Origin of the sequence: Kocuria coralli (assembly GCF_008831305.1) — a bacterium.
GTDB classification, from domain to species: domain Bacteria; phylum Actinomycetota; class Actinomycetes; order Actinomycetales; family Micrococcaceae; genus Kocuria; species Kocuria coralli.
On the sequence record NZ_ML708614.1, the window covers coordinates 1 to 17,198 of the forward strand.

General features: G+C 70.6%; 16 protein-coding genes and 1 pseudogene. 7 read left to right on the forward strand and 10 right to left on the reverse strand.

From position 1 onward, the window contains the following. Positions 1–651 (forward strand): annotated as a pseudogene (locus FCK90_RS05285) (cytochrome bc1 complex cytochrome b subunit); the annotation flags it as partial. Positions 652–733: 82 nt separating this feature from the next. Here FCK90_RS05285 and FCK90_RS05290 read toward each other — a convergent pair. The 5 genes from FCK90_RS05290 to rsmI all read right to left on the reverse strand — a co-directional run bounded on the left by FCK90_RS05290 (position 734) and on the right by rsmI (position 5,839). Then, complete coding sequence (locus FCK90_RS05290) at positions 734–1,810, reverse strand: acyltransferase family protein (RefSeq protein ID WP_181954202.1); 1,077 nt, start codon at positions 1,808–1,810, stop codon at positions 734–736. A 150-nt stretch (positions 1,811–1,960) separates the two neighbouring features. After that, the gene (locus tag FCK90_RS05295) at positions 1,961–2,926 is read right to left on the reverse strand and encodes a GHMP family kinase ATP-binding protein (protein WP_158033267.1); all 966 of its coding nucleotides are present in this window, start codon (positions 2,924–2,926) and stop codon (positions 1,961–1,963) included. Further along, the gene (gene rsmA / locus FCK90_RS05300) at positions 2,923–3,885 is read right to left on the reverse strand and encodes a 16S rRNA (adenine(1518)-N(6)/adenine(1519)-N(6))-dimethyltransferase RsmA (protein WP_158033268.1); all 963 of its coding nucleotides are present in this window, start codon (positions 3,883–3,885) and stop codon (positions 2,923–2,925) included. The genes FCK90_RS05295 and rsmA overlap by 4 nt, the downstream gene beginning before the upstream one ends. A gap of 75 nt (positions 3,886–3,960) precedes the next feature. Further along, a complete protein-coding gene (locus FCK90_RS05305) occupies positions 3,961–4,965 on the reverse strand; it encodes a TatD family hydrolase (RefSeq protein WP_158033269.1) in 1,005 nt (334 codons plus the stop codon). Between the two features lie 10 nt (positions 4,966–4,975). After that, positions 4,976–5,839 (reverse strand): 16S rRNA (cytidine(1402)-2'-O)-methyltransferase, encoded by an 864-nt coding sequence (gene rsmI, locus FCK90_RS05310; RefSeq protein ID WP_246180012.1) that lies wholly within the window; start codon positions 5,837–5,839, stop codon positions 4,976–4,978. A 52-nt stretch (positions 5,840–5,891) separates the two neighbouring features. Here rsmI and FCK90_RS05315 point away from each other — a divergent pair, with 52 nt between their 5' ends. Continuing rightward, positions 5,892–7,559, forward strand: coding sequence for a dolichyl-phosphate-mannose--protein mannosyltransferase (locus FCK90_RS05315; RefSeq protein ID WP_181954203.1), 1,668 nt, complete (start codon positions 5,892–5,894; stop codon positions 7,557–7,559). Between the two features lie 74 nt (positions 7,560–7,633). On the opposite strand, the gene FCK90_RS15695 is transcribed toward FCK90_RS05315, so the two are convergent. The 4 genes from FCK90_RS15695 to FCK90_RS15705 all read right to left on the reverse strand — a co-directional run bounded on the left by FCK90_RS15695 (position 7,634) and on the right by FCK90_RS15705 (position 10,303). Next, a complete protein-coding gene (locus FCK90_RS15695) occupies positions 7,634–8,674 on the reverse strand; it encodes a lipoprotein intramolecular transacylase Lit (RefSeq protein ID WP_246180013.1) in 1,041 nt (346 codons plus the stop codon). 68 nt (positions 8,675–8,742) lie between these two features. Next, complete coding sequence (locus tag FCK90_RS05325; RefSeq protein ID WP_158033272.1) at positions 8,743–9,027, reverse strand: hypothetical protein; 285 nt, start codon at positions 9,025–9,027, stop codon at positions 8,743–8,745. 113 nt (positions 9,028–9,140) lie between these two features. Next, positions 9,141–9,752, reverse strand: a complete 612-nt coding sequence (locus tag FCK90_RS15860; RefSeq protein WP_425481687.1) for a DUF3499 family protein — start codon at positions 9,750–9,752, stop codon at positions 9,141–9,143. Positions 9,753–9,838: 86 nt separating this feature from the next. Next, on the reverse strand, positions 9,839–10,303 hold the full coding sequence (locus FCK90_RS15705; protein WP_158033273.1) for a WhiB family transcriptional regulator: 465 nt from the start codon (positions 10,301–10,303) through the stop codon (positions 9,839–9,841). 346 nt (positions 10,304–10,649) lie between these two features. Between FCK90_RS15705 and FCK90_RS05340 the strand changes: the two genes are divergently transcribed. Then, positions 10,650–11,528 (forward strand): TIGR03089 family protein, encoded by an 879-nt coding sequence (locus tag FCK90_RS05340; protein WP_158033274.1) that lies wholly within the window; start codon positions 10,650–10,652, stop codon positions 11,526–11,528. Here FCK90_RS05340 and FCK90_RS05345 read toward each other — a convergent pair. Further along, a complete protein-coding gene (locus tag FCK90_RS05345) occupies positions 11,515–12,192 on the reverse strand; it encodes a GtrA family protein (RefSeq protein WP_158033275.1) in 678 nt (225 codons plus the stop codon). The genes FCK90_RS05340 and FCK90_RS05345 overlap by 14 nt on opposite strands. Positions 12,193–12,392: 200 nt before the next feature. Here FCK90_RS05345 and FCK90_RS05350 point away from each other — a divergent pair, with 200 nt between their 5' ends. From FCK90_RS05350 to FCK90_RS05365, 4 genes are all read left to right on the forward strand, one after another. Further along, the gene (locus tag FCK90_RS05350) at positions 12,393–13,550 is read left to right on the forward strand and encodes a 5-(carboxyamino)imidazole ribonucleotide synthase (RefSeq protein ID WP_158033418.1); all 1,158 of its coding nucleotides are present in this window, start codon (positions 12,393–12,395) and stop codon (positions 13,548–13,550) included. A 145-nt stretch (positions 13,551–13,695) separates the two neighbouring features. Beyond that, positions 13,696–14,214 carry a 5-(carboxyamino)imidazole ribonucleotide mutase gene (gene purE, locus FCK90_RS05355; RefSeq protein ID WP_158033276.1) on the forward strand — a complete coding sequence of 173 codons (519 nt, stop codon included), beginning with the start codon at positions 13,696–13,698 and terminating at the stop codon, positions 14,212–14,214. Positions 14,215–14,325: 111 nt separating this feature from the next. Then, positions 14,326–16,122: an LCP family protein gene (locus tag FCK90_RS05360; protein ID WP_246180014.1), complete on the forward strand. Its 1,797-nt coding sequence runs from the start codon at positions 14,326–14,328 to the stop codon at positions 16,120–16,122. Positions 16,123–16,180: 58 nt separating this feature from the next. Continuing rightward, a complete protein-coding gene (locus tag FCK90_RS05365; RefSeq protein ID WP_158033277.1) occupies positions 16,181–17,197 on the forward strand; it encodes a lipid II:glycine glycyltransferase FemX in 1,017 nt (338 codons plus the stop codon). Position 17,198: the final 1 nt, after the last annotated feature.

Here is a 17,198-nt window from a genome sequence, read left to right on the forward strand (position 1 = left end):
CAAGCCGGCTCCCAACCCGACTGGTACATCGGGTTCGCCGATGGGGCACTGCGCCTCATGCCGGGCAACTGGCCCTTCGGCTGGGAACTCGATGCGCTGGGCATGAGCCTCCCGTTCAGCCTGCTCCTGCCCATGGCCGGTCTGGGATTGTTCGTCCTGGGGGTACTGGTCTGGCCGTGGGTGGAGCGGTGGATCACCAAGGACAACCGGGTGCACAACATCCTCGACCGCCCCCGCAACGCCCCCACCCGCACCGGTGCCGGCGTGGCCGCGATCGTGTTCTACGGCGTGCTGATGATCGCCGCCACCGGTGACTTGATCGCGACGCACTTCCACCTGGCCGTCAACGACGTGATCTACATGCTGCGGTTCCTCTTCTTCTTCGGACCCGCCATCGCCTTCATCATCACCCGACGCATCTGCCTCTCCCTACAACGCAAAGACCGCGAGATCGTGCTGCACGGCCGCGAAACCGGCCGCGTCCAGCAACTACCCCACGGCGAATTCATCGAAGTCCACGAACCCCTCGACGAATACCACCGCTACACCCTGGTCTCCTTCGAAGACCGCGTCGCACCCGTCACCCCCACCGAACTCCACAACGCCCACCACCAACACCAACACGATGTGGACGAACTGGAATCGTCGTAGTCGGGGAGCGAACCCTCGCGGATGTCCCGGATCAGGCGGTGAAGCGGGACATCTGCGAGGGTTCGCGACGACGAGGCGGCGCTCAGGCCGACGGGGCTCGTTCGCGTGTCGGCCGGGGCGCCGGGAGGCTCCACAGATACGGCACTCCAGCGGTCAGGCGGTGGATCGCCAGGCAGAGCAGGATCGCGACCACTGTGAACACGGGTACGCCGGCCCAGTAGACCGGTGCGGCCAGTGCGCTTCCCGACGGGTCCACGACGACGAGCGCGACCAGTGCGATCAACGCCTGCATCAGGAGCGGGTGCAGCACGTAGACGGCCAGGCTCCGCGTGCCGACGGTGCGAGCCCACCGCAGCCCGGGCCTGCCATCCAGGCGCGAGAGCAGCCACAGGCCCGCGGGCAGGGCCAGGAGGGGCGGGAGCGCGGCACCGAAGTGCTGCAGCACGGGAACGTCGCGGGTGGGCATCCAGACCACGATCGCGCCTGCGAACGCAAGGCACCACAACACGCCCTGCCATGGGCGCACGCGGGAGACCCATGACCGGATGTTCTCGCTCCACCATGCGCCCACCAGGAAGAACAGCCAGTTGGTTCCCAGTTCGTTGACGCCCCAGGTGACGTCGTCCACGATCCCCGGGACGAAGATCAGGAACAGCAGAGATGCCAGCACGACGGCCCACCGACGCGGGTCGACGCCGAGCAGCCCCTGAACGGCGTAGTAGATCGCCAGGGCGAGCAGGAACCACAGATAGGAGTGGAACATCGCGGTATCCCGTGCGATCGAGGTGAACATCTCCCCCGCTGTCTTCCCGGGGTCCACCGCTCCGATGACCGGATAGGCAACCCAGTACACCGCGGTCCAGAACGCGAAGAGCCACAGCATGTTCAGGGGTCTCAGGCGCCAGAACCGGGATCCGTACTTGGTGATGGAGCGCGTGACGAAGAATCCCGCCACCAGCATGAAGACCGGCATGCGCCACTGGCCGATGACCACGTTGAGCTGCTGCCAGGTGTTCGCCACCTCCCAGCCGTCACCGGTCAGGATCTTGATGCTGTGCCCGAATACCACCAGGGCGATCGCCACGCCCTTGACGGTGTCTATCCACCGGTCGCGGGAAGGCGCCTCGCCCGTCGGGCTGATGTCGTGATTCTGGGCCACGGAAGGCCTTCCCCCTCTGATGCTCCTGCCGACTTTGATCAAAGGTAGCCCGCGGCAGCCCGCCGACAGTGCTGCGCGGCTATGAAGTTCCCCACGTCATAGCCCTCTGACAAGCAGCGATCTCGATCCCGCCCCGGCCGGCGCCCCCGGTCACCCCAGGAGAACCGGGACGGCGTGAGCACCCACCTGCTGCAGCTGACCGGCCAGATCCCGGGCGAACTCCTGGTGGGGGACCAGCGCGATGAGGGTCGGCCCCGAACCCGAGACCATGGGAACGGCCCCCGTAGAACGCAGTTCCTCGAGCCGCGGGGCCAGGTGGGGCGCCAGGTCCAGTGCCGGTGCCTGCAGGTCGTTGCGCAGCGCCCGCAAGGCCTCGACTCCGAAGACGCACTCCCCGGCCAGGGCATCCAGCAGCTCGTCGGGAACCATCAGTTCGTCCTCTCCGGGGGCGGGCAGCACCCCGTCTGCGCGGAGGGCGTCCAGTCGGGCGAAGACCGCGGGGGTGGCCAGGGCGCCGTCGTCGGCGATCAGGACCGCCGGCCAGGAGGCTCCCACCGGCACCGGGGAGAGATCAGCTCCGGTGCCCGTGCCGACGGCGGCCCCTCCGGTCATGGCGAAGGGGACGTCCGCGCCGAGCTCGCGGGCGATCTCGAGGGAGCGGCTGACCGTGGTCTCGCGACCGGTCACCGCGAAGATCAGGGCGGTCGTGGCCTGAAGGGCGGCGGCGGCGTCGGCGGACCCGCCGCCCATGCCGCCGGCGACGGGCACGGCCTTCTCGATGTGCAGCCGGACGCCACCGGGCAGGCCGCCGGCGCGGTCGACCGCCTTCCTGGCCGCCCGGACGGCCAGGTTGGAGTCGCCCATGGGCACCTGCGCCAGGTCGAAGCCGCCCCGGCGATGCTGTTGGTCCACCAGGGAACCCGGCACCACCTCGAGGGTGCACTCGATCTGCCCCGGGGGCAGCAGGGGGTCGAAGGTGGCGGTGACCGCCTCCGCTACGTCGACGGCGATGTAGAGGCTGGCCACCCCGTGGTATCCGTCGGGACGCCGGGGGCCCACGGCGAAGAACAGGTTGACCTTGCCCGGAGCCTCGACCCGGAAGGAATGCTGGCTCACGCGCGATACCGCCCTTCCGCGGGCACGATGCCCCGCCGTACTCCCGCTGCGGCGACGGCAGCGAACTGGGTGACGTCCAATTTCTCGCCGCGCTCGGTGGGAGCCACGCCGGCCGCCACCAGCACGGCCTCCGCTTCCGCACCGGACCCGGCCCAGGCGGAGAGGGCGGCCCGCAGCGTCTTCCGGCGCTGGGCGAATGCGGCGTCCACCACCGTGAACACGGCGTCCCGGTCGACCGCAGCCGCGCGGTCTCCGCCCAGCCCGAGCGCCTCGCCCGCGCCGATATCCGCGACCGGCTCCCGCCTCCGGACGAACCGGACCAGTCCGGAGCTGATCCGCGGTGCCGGCCAGAAGACCTGCGTGCCGATCACCCCGGCCTTGGTCACCTCCGCGAACCAGGAGGCCTTGACCGAGGGCACGCCGTAGACCTTCGACCCCGGCGTCGCGGCGAGCCGGTCGGCCACCTCGTCCTGGACCATGACCAGCCCGTGCCCGATGGAGGGGAAGGTCCCCAGAAGGTGCAGGAGCACGGGCACGGCCACGTTGTACGGAAGATTGGCCACCAGGGCGTCGGGGACGCGCGGGAGCTCCGTGACCGCCATGGCATCCGAGGAGACGACGTCGATCGCCTGCCCGCTGCCGGGACGGAACCGGTCGACCGTGCGCGGCAGCTGCTCGGCCAGCCGGGGGTCGATCTCCACCGCGACCACGTGCCCGGCGGCGTCCAGCAGCCCCAGCGTCAGGGAGCCCAGTCCCGGTCCGACCTCCAGGACGGTCTCCGCACCCGGGGACAACCGGGCGGCAGCCACGATCCGGCGGATCGTATTGGGGTCGATCACGAAGTTCTGCCCCAGGGTCTTGGTGGGGCGGATCCCCAGAGATTCCGCCAGCTCGCGGATCTCGGCGGGTCCCAGCAGCGCTGGCGGGCCGGGGTCTTGGGGTTCATTCACGCCGACCATGCTACCGAGCAACCGGCCCCTTCCCGACCGCGGCTCCCGCCGTCGTTCGCGGTGAGGAGGGTGAAGCGACGGTCCTCAATGCTCGCCGTAGACCTCGCGGACGGTGGCGTCGACCCTGCGGCAGAACTCGTCGAGCGGCCTGCCCAGGAAATCGGCGACCCATCGGGTGGTCTGGGCCACCAGGTACGGGGCGTTGGGCCGCCCGCGGTACGGGTGCGGCGTCAGGAAGGGTGCGTCGGTCTCGACCATGATCAGCTCGGGCCGCGCGACGGAGAGCGCTTCCTGGAGGTCGCGGGAGTTCTTGAACGTCACGGTTCCCGAGAAGGACATGTACCACCCGTTCTCGTTGCAGATGCGGGCCAGCTCGGCGTCGCCGGAGAAGCAGTGGAAGACGGTGCGGTCGGGCGCGCCCTCCTCCCCGAGGATCCGGACGATGTCGGCGTGGGCGTCGCGATCGTGGATCTGCATGGCTTTGCCCGCGGACTTGGCCAGCCGGATGTGCTCGCGGAAGGCGTCGTGCTGGTGATGGCGGCGGGACTTGCGGGTCCGGAAGTAGTCCAGGCCGGTCTCCCCCAGCGCCCGTACGCGGTCGTGGGCGGCGAGCCCGGCGATCACCGCGAGCGCGTCGTCGAGGTCACCGGCCTCCGCCAGACCGGGCACCTCGTTGGGGTGCAGCGCCACGGCGGCCAGGACCCGCCGGTCGGCCTGCGCGGCTTCCACCGCCCAGCGGGCGGACTCGACGTCGTAGCCCACCTGGACCACGCCGCGCACCCCCAGGTCCTCAGCGGTGTCGAGGATGTCGCGCAAGCCGATGCGCACCCGACCGTCCTGGGTGTCCATGTGCGTGTGGTTGTCCACGACCGGTACCGGCAACGGCTCGGGCGCGGGCGGAAAGGTCAGGTCGCGGGTATGGCCCGATTCCGACGACTCGTCGCGCCGATCGGTCCCCTCACCGCTGGGCGTCGACTCCGGAAGAAGGTAGTGCTCGGGCCGGTACGGCTCCGGCGTCTCACCCGGCACGGTCGCGGGGCGATCGGCCGGATCCGGCCACAACGTTGCGGTGGTTCGAGGGTGGGTCATCCGCACAAGCCTAGCTTTCGCGGGCGGCCAGCACCGACTCGTAGAGCTCGCGCTTGGAGACTCCGCGGGCTGCGGCGACCGTGCCCGAGGCGTCCTTGAGCCGCACGCCGTCGGCCACCAGCGCCTCGACCTCCTCCACCAGGTCCTCGGGCCTCTCCGGTTCGGCCTCCGGGGCGCCCTGGACGACGACGACGATCTCCCCTCTCACCCCGTCGGCCTCCGCCCTCTCGTGAAGGGACCCGAGGTCACCGCGCAGCACCTCCTCGTGCAGCTTGGTCAGCTCCCGGGCGACCACCGCCGGGCGGTCCGCCCCGAAGGCTCCGGCGAGCGCCTGGAGCATCGCGGCGACCCGGTGGGGGGCCTCGTAGAAGACCATGGTCCGGCGTTCGTCGGCCAGCTCGGCCAGCCGGGCCTCGCGCTGCGTGGCCTTCCGTGGGAGGAAACCCTCGAAGACGAAGCGGTCGCTGGGCAGTCCCGAGACGGCCAGGGCGGTCAGCACGGCGGAGGGACCCGGAAGCGCGGTGACGGTCAGCCCCTCGGCCGCCGCTGCGGCAGCCACCCGGTACCCGGGGTCGGAGATCGTGGGCATCCCCGCATCCGAGACCACCAGGACGGTGCGGCCCGCGCGGACCTCGGCCAAGAGGTCGGCGGCTGAGGCGGCCTCGTTGTGCTCGTGGTGGGAGACCAGCCGGCCCCTCAGCGGAACGTCCAGTCCGGCGGCCAGCTTCCGGGTCCGGCGGGTGTCCTCGGCGGCGATCACATCGGCGGACGCCAGGGCCTCCCGGAGCCGGTCGGTGGCGTCACCCAGATTGCCGATGGGGGTGCCGGCCAGCACCAGGGCGCCGGTGGAGAAGGAGTCTGCGCGGGAAGTCACGCAGACCACTCTAGGCCTGTTGGCCGGGAGTTCTCGGCCCGGGTCCCCTACCATGACGCCCGTGACCCCTTCCCCCCGAGACAGCCCGCCCCCCGCGACACGGGCCGCCCTCTCCAGGTCATGGCGCCCTCTGCACGCCGACCGCCTCCCGCGGTCCGAGCTGCGCGAACGGCTGCTGCCCGCCTGGGCGCCGGTGGCGCCGTGGATGTGGCTCCTCCCCCTCCTGCCCGTCGTCCTGGGCGGGGTCATGCGCTTCTGGCAGCTGGCCCGCCCCCAGGAGATCGCCTTCGACGAGACGTACTACGTCAAGGACAGCTGGGCCCTGGTGCTCTCCGGCTACGAGCAGTCATGGCCCGAGGAGGCGGATGCCGGCTTCTCCGCGGGCCATCCGCCGGATCCCACCGGGGACGCGTCCTTCGTGGTGCATCCCCCCGTGGGCAAATGGCTCATCGGCCTGGGCATGCTGCTCTTCGGCCCCGGGGACGCCTTCGGGTGGCGTTTCTTCCCCGCGGTCGCGGGCACGGTCATGATCGCTCTGGTGGTGCTCGCCGCGCTGCTGATGTTCCGGTCACCGGTCGTGGCCGCCGTCGCCGGGACCCTGCTGGCCGTCGACGGCCTGCACCTGACGCATTCGCGGCTGGCGCTGCTGGACATCTTCCTGGCCCTGTTCGTGCTGCTGGCCTTCGTATTCCTGCTGCTGGACCGCTTCGACGGACGACGACGGCTGATCGACCGCCTGCCGGACCCAGGCCGGCCCCATGGGGGTCCCACCCCCATGGGGCCCTGGCTGGGGGTGCGCTGGTGGCGCATCGCCGCCGGGGTCTCCTGCGGCCTCGCGGTGGGGGTCAAGTGGAATGCCCTGTACTTCGTAGCGGCGCTGGGCATCATCACGGTGCTGTGGGATCTGGGGGCGCGCCGGGCCGCGGGCGTCAGGCACTGGTTTCCCGCCGGGGTCCTCAAGGACGGCCTCTTCGCCTTCGTCTGCATGATCCCCGTGGCCCTGGTGACCTATGTCGCCACCTGGGCCGGATGGCTGAGGACCTCGGGTGGATACGACCGGCAATGGGCTGCGGAGCACCCCGGGGAGGGCGTCCAGTGGCTGCCCGGGGCCCTGCGGTCCCTGTGGGAGTACCACCGGGCCGCCTACGAGTTCCACGTGCAGCTGGACTCCGGGCACACCTACATGGCCGGCCCGGCGCAGTGGCCGATCCTCGGACGACCGACCTCCTACTTCTACGAGTCGCTGCAGCAGGGGCAGAACGGCTGCGAGGTCCCCAACTGCTCCCAGGCGATCCTGAACCTGGGCAACCCGGTGATCTGGTGGACGGCCATCCCCGTCATGATCGCGCTGCTGATCCTGGCCCTCACATGGCGGAGATGGCGCATGGACTGGGGGATCCTCTCCCCCCTGGCCCTGGTGGCCGTGGGCTGGCTGCCGTGGTTCGCCTACCCCGAGCGCACCCAGTTCTTCTTCTACGCCCTGCCCTACCTGCCCTTCATGGTCCTGCTCCTGGCCGCGGGGCTCTGCATGATCCTCCCGGGGCGGGAGTCGCCCGGCCAGGCGTCGTCGAAGGCCTACCGGATCGCCAGCTGGTCGGTGGTCGGCGTGTGGCTGGCCCTGGTCCTGGCGGTGGCCTGGTACTTCTGGCCCATCTGGACCGCCCAGGTCATCCCGTACGAGGCCTGGCACCGGCGCATGTGGTTCCCCAGCTGGATCTGAGCCGTCGGGGGTGACCGGGGGTCACGAGGGGCCCGCTGGGAACTCCTGGAGGGCGTGGTGGAACCACGGGCCGCTCAGCGCCCCTGCCGGGCGGCCCGGCGTCGTAGCGCCCTGCGCCCGCAGAGCAGGACCAGGACCGCACCGAGGATCGTGAGCACCCCCACGGTGGCGGCAGCATCGATCCAGAACTGGGTGGGGTACAGGCGGATCAGGGTGTCGGAGAGGCTGAAGGTCCAGGTGCCGCTGGCGAAGAACAGGGAGTGGAACGTCGCGAAGAACCACTGCCACGCGAGAGCCGCGACCACGGCCAGCACCACGATGAGGACGAGCGTGACCCAGGCCCCGCGCATCGCCGAGCGGATCAGCCCCTCGGCATCGGAGCCGCGGCGCGCGAACCAGATCGCCACGGCCAGCAGCGCCACGACGAGTCCCAGGCCCAGTCCGATCTGCATGACGTACTTGACGTCCGTCATGTGCGAGATCTCCTCCGGGGAGAACCACGGGGACCCGTCGGGGGCGCGGACGTTCTCCAGGAAGGCCGCCGGAGCCCAGTTGAGGATGTAGTCCACCCCGTGCGAGCCCAGGGTCATCCGTGCCCCCGCACCGAATCCGAAGGGGTCGGCGGGGAAACCGGGACGGTGGTACTCGATCCAGAGGAACACCGGCGTGGCCACCAGGCGCACGGAGGCGGCCAGCAGTCCCAGGGGGACCGCCAATCCCACGAGCAGCCGGGTGAGCAGGCGCGACGCGCTGCGGGGTGCCGTGCCGGGCCGGGCGCCCGGACCCGGCGGGACCTGCTGCGGCGCCCCCGTGTCCGGCGACGCTCCCGCGCTCGCACCATCCCCGAAGCCGGCCGGCCCGGCGCCGGGGCCCGGCCGGGTTCCGCTCGCCCAAGGAGTGGGGCCACCGGGATCTCCGGCCGTTGCCGGGACCGGCTGCGAATCCCGCGGCTCGGCAGCCCGGGTGGCGCCGGCGTCGGAGGTGGCCTCCCCCAGCAGGTCGGCCCGGTCAGGGCGGGGTACGGCGGGATCCAGACGCGTCCAGTCCTCCGGAGCGCGGCGCTCCCCGGGACCCCTGTCGCGGGGGCCGCCGGTGCGGTTCTGTCCGTTGCTCACGGGTCACGTCCTTCGATCGGCGTCGCTGGGGGTGTTCGCGGGCTCCGGCGCAGCACCGGGCCGGGGACTCACGGAGTCAGAGGCAGGAAGTTCGGGATGCCGTCGACCACCTCGAAGACGGGATGCACGCCCTCGTTGAAAGGGCGCTCGCTCATCATGTGGTGCTCGTCCACGATCACCAGCTTGGCACGGGTCATGGGGCATCGCAGGACGGCGAGCAGGGCCGGGGACAACGACGAGACCCCGTCGCCGCGGTTCAGCCGGGCGGCCGAAGGCGTCTGAGACTGGGGGCTCTGGTGTTGAGGTCCCTGGGACTGAGGAGTCTGACCGGATGATGGGGCGGTGGCGTTCATGATGGTCTCCGGGGAGGTGCGTCACCCTCGCGCCGGGTGCCGGGAAGCGGGCCGCGCAAGGCGGGGAACCGGTGCTCCGGCGGGGAGTCGGCGGGGTGGATGGGGGGGGGCTGCTATTGACGGCGGGGCCGACGGCGCAGGTGCGGGATACGCATGGCCCTGGGCTGGTCGGAGGTGGACGACACCGGCTCCTGGCTGGCGGATCCGAAGATTTCATCGATCAGGGAGTTCTCGTCGTCCTCCGGCTCGAAGGCTTCCCCGGGGTCCTCCGGCTCGCCCGGCTCAGTGGCCTCCTCCGCCTCGCCGGCATCCTCACCGGGGGCCGGGGGCGCTTCGACCTCGGGGGACCCGGCGGGTTCCTGGCCGGCAGCGGATGCTGCCGGCGGCGGGGCCAGCTCCAGGCGGCGCACTGCGGCCATTGGGGCGACCACGGGAGCGGTCTCGGAATCGGGCTCGTGATCGGGGCCGTGCCCTTCGTTCTCGCCGGAAGGGGCGCCGACGGCGGAACCGGCGGAGCCGATCCTCGAGAGCGACCCGTGGGCCGCTGCCGGCAGGTCGGCCGGTTCCGGGGCGGGTGCCTCGACTCGCAGGATCTCCCAGCCTCGCGGGGCCGTCAGGCGCTGGGCATGAGGTGCGCAGAGGTCGTAGGCGTGGGGTTCGTTGTGCACGGACAGCGGCCCGATGACGGCGGTGGAGTCCGAGTACACGTAGGTCAGGGTGGCCACGGCCTCACGCTTGCACCCCTGACGGGAGCACAACCGTGCCAGCGGGGCTTCTGGGATCGTCGCTGCCAACGCGGGGCCTTCCGCTGTCAGCGGCCCGCGCGGCGCAGACGACGCCGTTCACGTTCGGACAGACCGCCCCAGATACCGAACTTCTCGTCGTGGGCCATGGCGTAGTCCAGGCACTCGGAGCGCACGGGACAGGCCTCGCACACGCGCTTGGCGTCGCGGGTGGACCCGCCCTTCTCGGGGAAGAACGCCTCGGGGTCGGTCTGGGCACACAGCGCGTCGGTCTGCCAGGCCAGTTCGCCTTCGTCGGCCTCGATGCCGTAGGCGCCTGCCACCGCCTGCCAGATCGACCCGGGAACCGCCGCGGCATCCGGGGCGTAGTCCACGGTGTCGGTGGCCGTCGCGGGGCCGCCCGTGCCGTTCAATCGCTGCGCGGCGTCCGGATCCACCGGGTCCAGAAACCAGTCCTGCGGAACGGAACGGCTTCCCCGCCGCCGCCGTGCGGTCTGCGCAACCTCGGCGTTGTCGTAGGCGGGTTCTCCCATGGCGTTCCTTCCGTCAGTCGGCGAGATCTCAGCAGTGTATATACCCTGCAATGCATATCTCCGGGGGCCGGGTGGACGTCTCGCCGGTTTCTCCCGGAGACGCACTGCCCTAAACTCGCTCAGACAGTGCTCTGGGGGGCTCCGAGGACCGGCGTAGAACTGCAAGGCACCCTGCCACAAGCACTAATTACACGCTTGTAAGCACCGGAACGTCAAGCGCGGGCCACACATTGCCGCTGGTTCCGGCTGGTCCTTGACTTTACCCCCAAGGTTCCGTCATAGCCACATCGCCGCAGGTCACAGGCCCTGCCAGGCCAGCCGGCCACTACGCTCACGGAGGTTTTCCTTGCCGTCCATCAGCTCTCCGGACAACGCGCGCCCGCAGGACTTCACGCGCCTGCTCGACCAGATGGCAGCCCGGCCCACACCCGCCGTGGTGTTCTACGGTCACGACGGCGGCAGGGTGGAGTTATCAGGACGTGTGCTCGAGAACTGGGTGGCCAAGACCGCCAACCTGCTCGTGGACGATCTGGGACTCATGCCCGGAGACCATGTGCTGGTGGATGCGAGCCTGCACTGGCGCACCGCCGTGGTGATCGCCGCGGCCTGGCGGCTGGGCGCCGTCGTGGTCCTCTCGGGTGCCGCAGACGCCCCGTCCGGGGCGGGAAATGGGGCGGCGGCCTCCCCGAGGACCTCTCATCCCGTGGAGCTCGCCGTGATCCAGGACCCCGGGGAGGCCGCCGCGACCTCCTCGGCCGCTGAGAAGGCCGGCACCCTGCCGGGCGTGCAGTCGGCGGCCGAGGTCATGGCACTGGCCTATCCCGGGCTCGCCATGTCGCTGGAGCCCGAGCGGCTGCCCGCCGGGGCCATCGACTACTGCGCGGAGATCCGAGTCCACGGCGACCAGTGGTCCGGTGCCTCCCGTCCCGGCCCCGAGGACGTCTGCCTGCTGACCCCCGCCGAACGGCTGACCCACGCCCGCTTCTTCAGCGCCGCGGCAGCCCTCGGAGACCAGGTGCAGGCGGAGGCGATCGGGGCGGTTCACCTGGACGCTGACAGCTGGAGCGCCGTGAGCCTGGAGCGACTGGTCGCCACGTGGCTGGCGGGCAGTACGGCCGTTCTCACGGACCTTTCCGCGGAGCGCCCGCACGGGGGCTCCCACGAGGGCGCAGAAGGCATCGGCGCCATCCTGGCGGCCGAGCGGGTCGGCCTCAGCTGGAGCTAGGGCTCGACGGCGACGGGTCCTGCGAGGGGCCGCGCCCGGACTCGCGGTCGTCGGCGGAGGTGTGCTCCCCGCCGTGGCTCCCGTCCGGGATCTCCCGGTGGTCGGCGCCGGTCTCTCGCTCCGCGGCGGCTCCCGCCGTCTCCGTCGGGTGCACCTTGATCACCGGGATACGCCCGGTGATGGCCGCCATCTCCGAGGCGGTGGACGGCGCGAAACCGGGCTCCTCGTCGAGCTTGACCGCGTAGACCCAGAACCGGTACGCGAAGTAGCGGAAGATCGTGCCCAGGGCCGTCCCCACGATGGTTCCGGAGATGAACGATGCCGTGGGACTGGTCAGGCCCAGGACGTAGTAGCTCACGCCCACGCAGGCCAGCTCGATGGCCATGCCGATCCCGTTGGCGATCAGGAACTGGATCAGCTCCCGTTTGGTGTCCGACTGCCGCTTGTCCCGGAACGTCCAGTAGCGATTGGCCACCCACGAGAACAACGTGGCCACGATCGTCGCGATGGCCTTGGCCTTGACGTGACCGTCCTCCTGGAAGACGGTGTGCATCAGGAGCCAGACGACGCCGGCGTTGACCAGGAAGGCCAAGCCGCCCACGGTGCCGAACTTCATGAGTTCCGCAACGAACAAGTGCCAGGCGGCTTTGAAACGATTGATCATAGGGTCCAGGCTCCGGGTGCTTCAGCTGAACGCTCCAGGCGGCCGTCGCAGTCGGGCCGTTTAGCGAGCGCGTGGCCCATCATATGCGCACACTTGAGCATTAACCTGGTGCGGTGACTCATGCGCCTCAGCCTTCCCAGGACCCCCGCACCTGCTCCCCGGCACCCGGCGGCAATCGCCGGATCCCCTCTCCGACGCCCGTGACAGGCCCCGTGGTGGGCGTGGTCGGTGGCGGGCAGCTCGCCCGGATGATGGGCCCGGCAGCCACCGAAATGGGGCTAGAACTACGCGTGTTGGCCGAGGAACCGGGCAGTTGCGCGATTCCGGCGGCAGCCGGCCACCAGGTGGGCGACTATCACGACCTCGAGACCCTGCTCGCCTTCGCGGAGGGCCTGGACGCGCTGACCTTCGATCATGAGCACGTGCCCAACGAGCATCTCCGGGCGCTCCTCTCGGCGGGAATCGCGGTGGAGCCCCGCCCGGAGGCCCTGGTGCACGCGCAGGACAAGATCGTGATGCGCCGCGCCGTGGAGCGCCTGGGGCTGCCCAACCCGCGCTGGGCCGAGGTGGCCAGCGCCGACGAGCTGATCGGCTTCGCCGACGGCCGGTGGCCCGTCGTGCTCAAGACCCCGCGCGGCGGCTACGACGGCAAGGGCGTGCTGCTGGTCCGTTCCGAGGAGGAGGCCCGGACGGGCACTGCCGCGGACTGGTTCGGCCAGGGCCGTTTCCCGGCGCTGCTGGCCGAGGAAGCCGTGCCGTTCAGCCGCGAGCTCTCCGCCCTCGTGGCCCGGACGCCGTCGGGAGAGGTCCGCTCGTGGCCCGTGGTGGAGTCCATCCAGGTCGACGGCGTGTGCGACGAGGTGCTCGCCCCGGCCCCCGGGCTGCCCGACGAGATCGCCGAGGCAGCGGCGGAGGCCGCGCGCACCCTCGCGACGGAGCTCGGGGTGACCGGGGTGATGGCCGCCGAGCTCTTCGAGGTCCCCGGCCGCGGGTTCCTGGTCAACGAACTGGCCATGCGACCCCACAACTCGGGGCACTGGACCATGGACGGATCGGTCACCGGGCAGTTCGAGCAGCATCTGCGGGCGGTGCTCGACCTGCCCCTCGGCGACACCGGGTTCATCGGCGGGGCCACCGTCATGAAGAACATCCTGGGCGGAAGCGCCGACGACCTCTTCGCGGACCTCACGAGCGCCATGAGCGCCGTACCGGCTGCCAAGGTGCACCTGTACGGCAAGGGGGTACGGGCCGGCCGCAAAGTCGGGCACATCAATGTCACCGGCCGGGACGCCGGGGAGATCCCCGAGATGCGGAACCGCGCTGCGACCGCAGCGGCGATCATCCGCGACGGCGCCTGAGCGCGAGGAGAGGCGGAAAAAGATCGTCCCGACCGGCGGAGACGGGCCCGTGCCACGCGAAGGGCCCGCCTACCGGCGGACTACCAGCCGGTGCGAGTACCGTGAGCTTGATTCACGTCCCCGGCCTGATCAGAAGGAGATTTCGATGGATGAGACCCAGCCCGTGGTCGGCGTCGTGATGGGCTCCGACTCCGACTGGCCCGTCATGGAAGACGCCGTGGAGATCCTGGGGGAACTCGGGGTCTCCTGCGAGGTGGACGTCGTCTCCGCGCACCGGATGCCGCACGAGATGGTGGACTACGGAACCTCCGCCGTCGAGCGCGGGCTGCGTGTCATCATCGCCGGGGCCGGAGGGGCGGCGCACCTGCCCGGCATGCTGGCCTCCACCACGGTCCTCCCGGTGATCGGGGTGCCCGTCGCCCTGAAGACCCTGGACGGCCTGGACTCGCTGCTGTCCATCGTGCAGATGCCGGCGGGAGTACCCGTAGCCACCGTGTCCATCGGCGGGGCCCGGAACGCCGGGCTGCTGGCCGCCCGGATCCTGGCGGCGGGCACCGACGAGGACGCCGCCGAGCTGCGTGCGTCCCTGCAGCGTTTCTCCGCCGAGCTCAACCAGATCGCCCACGCCAAGGGCGCCGCGCTGCGCGAGCGCCTGGCCGACTAGGGCCTCCGGTATCCGCGAGGTCATCCGCCCAGCACGACGAACCGGCCCGGAGGCTGGTCCCCCGTCGTCGACGGCACCTTCTTACTTCCCCGAGCAACAGGCGCGATTTACGTGACAGGACCCCAGGACCCCCCCTCCCGCAGGCGCGATCGCCGCTCCCGCGACGAAGCACACCGTGACTACGAGCTGTGGGTCGATCAGACCGGGCAGCATGCGGCGCAGCCCGGTGACACCTACGACGCCCCCCACCACGACGCGTACGCCGAGTCCGTGCGCGCGGATCCGTCCCCGTACGGGCCGGGGCCCGAGGAGCGGGACGACGACGTCGTGGGAGAGATTCCCGCCGAGAGCTCGATCCGTTCCCGCAACCGGGTCTCCTCGTGGGCCGAGGCGCTGTTCAATCCGCGGTTCGTCTCCGCTCAGGCGCGCAACAAGCGCGCCGCCCTGCTGCTGGGGGGCACCCTGCTGGTCCCCGGCTCCGCCCAGATCAGCGCGGGGAACCGGCGGATCGGGCGCATCGCGCTGTCGGTGACCATGGTGTGCTGGATCCTGCTGGCTCTCGCGATCCTCTCGGCCGTCTTCTGGCGCACCCCGTTGATCTTCCTGCTCACCAACGGGCTGACCACCCCCGTCATCTCGGTCGCCCTGGTGGCCCTGGCCATCGGATGGGGCGTGCTGTTCCTCGACGCCCTGCGGCTGGTACGTCCCGGGCTGCTGAGCACCAGGGCGCGCACCGTGGCGATCGTGGCGACGATCGTGGCCATGGTCGTCACCTCCGGAGGGCTGGGGTACACGGCCCATCTGATCAACGTCACGCGCTCCACGGTGGGGCAGATCTTCGGCGGCGGCCTGCCGTTCAGGCCCGTGGACGGCAGGTACAACATCCTGCTCATGGGCGCCGATGCCGGCGCCGACCGGGTCGGCCTCCGGCCGGACTCGATGACCGTGATCAGCATCGATGCCGACTCCGGCCAGACCGTCACCATCTCCCTGCCGCGGAACCTTCAGAACGCGCCCTTCCCGGCCGACTCCCCCATGCACGAGGTCTACCCGGAGGGCTACGACTGCGGCGACGAGTGCCTGCTCAACGCCGTCTACACCGATGTCACGGAGAACCATCCGGACGTCTACGGCGACGTCGACGACCCCGGTGCGGAGGCGATGATGGACGCGGCCTCCGGCGTGCTGGGCATCGACGTCCAGGGGTACGCCATGATCGACATGGCGGGGTTCGAGCAGCTCGTGGACGCCATGGGCGGGATCACCATCGATGTCGGCGGCGAGGTGCCGATCGGCGGCGGGACGAACGAGATCACCGGGCTCCCGAACCCGATCGACGGGTACATCGAACCCGGTGTGCAGCATCTGGACGGCTTCCACGCCCTCTGGTACGCCCGCTCCCGGGAAGGGGCCTCCGACTACGACCGGCAGGCCCGCCAGCGATGCGTCCAGACGGCCATGCTCAAGCAGCTGAACCCGGTCAACGTGGTCTCCAAGTTCGAGGAGATGGCTGCGGCCGGCACCCAGGTGGTCGTGACGGACATCCCGCAGTCCTCGATCGGGTCCTTCGTGGATCTCGCGCTGGAGGCCAAGAACTACGATCTGGTCGGCTACGCCGCAGGACCGCCGTACTACGACGCCATGTTCCCCACCTATCCGGACTACGACCAGCTGCACGCCGACGTGGCCGACCTGCTGGCCAGCGCCGACGGTTCGGGAGACGTTCAGCCCACGACGGCGGCCGCATCGTCCGGCCCTGCCTCCTCCGAATCCGCCGGCGCCGTCCTGGCCCAGGGCGCGGGCACCGGGGCGAGGTCGCTGACGATGCTCCCCGCCGAGACCCTCGACGGCGCCACCGAGCCGGGCCAGACCGAGCTGTCGGCCAACGGGACCTGCTCGGTCCCCTGATCCGGCGCGCGCCCCGGCGCAGGTGGAGCGCAGCGGCGACGCCGGTACAGTGGCGACCGTGACCAACATTCTGCAGAGCAAAGCATGGGCGGATTTCCAGGCCGAACTGGGCCACACGGTCGTCGACGACGAGGGGCCCGGGTTCTCCTGGCAGGCCACCGTCGAGGGCGGTTCGACGGGACGGTACCTGTACTGCCCCTACGGACCGCTGGCTGATTCCCCCCAGGCCTTCGACGCCGCTCTGGAGTCCCTGAAAACCGCGGCCAGGAACCACCGCTGCTGGTTCGTGCGGATCGAGCCGGCGTTCGCGAGGATCCAGGACGGGCTAGAGACCCCCGAGGCGGCACTGCGCCGGCGCGGGCTCAAGCGGGCTCCCCGCCAGGTCCAGCCCGGTCATACGCAGCTGATCGACCTCGCTCAGGACGAGGAGGCGATCCTCAAGGACATGAAGTCCACCAATCGCAACCTCCACCGCAACATCCACAAGAAGGGCGTGACCTTCACGGCGACGACGGATCCCGCGGCCATCTCGATCCTGCTGAAGTACCTGGCGCAGACGGCGCAGCGGAAGAACTTCAACCGTCAGCACGACGACTACCTGCAGACCGCGGCCGAGGTCCTCATGCCGCGCGGCGCGGCCGTTCTCTACGTGGCCCGCCTGGACGACGAGCCGATCGGGGCCTCGCTGGTCTACGACTCGGACGACACCCGCACCTACGCGCACGCCTCCATGGATGTGGAGCATCGCAAGCTCTCGGCCGGCATCCCCCTGGTGGTCCGGATGATCCTGGACGCCAAGGAGAAGGGCCTGAGCACCTTCGACCTCTTCGGGACGGCACCGGACGGCGCCGGACCGGAGCACGAGTGGTACGGGTTCACGAAGTTCAAGAAATCCTTCGGCGGGACCCCCGCCGAGTACCCGGGCACGTGGGACCTGCCGGTCTCCCCGGCCAAGTACACCGCGTACACCGGGATCCGGGCCGCACGCGAGATGGCCGGCTCGGCCAGGAAAGCAGCCGGGGAGAAGGCGCCCGGCGTGATCTCGGCCCTCAGGAGCAAGGTCTCCCGAGGGTGAC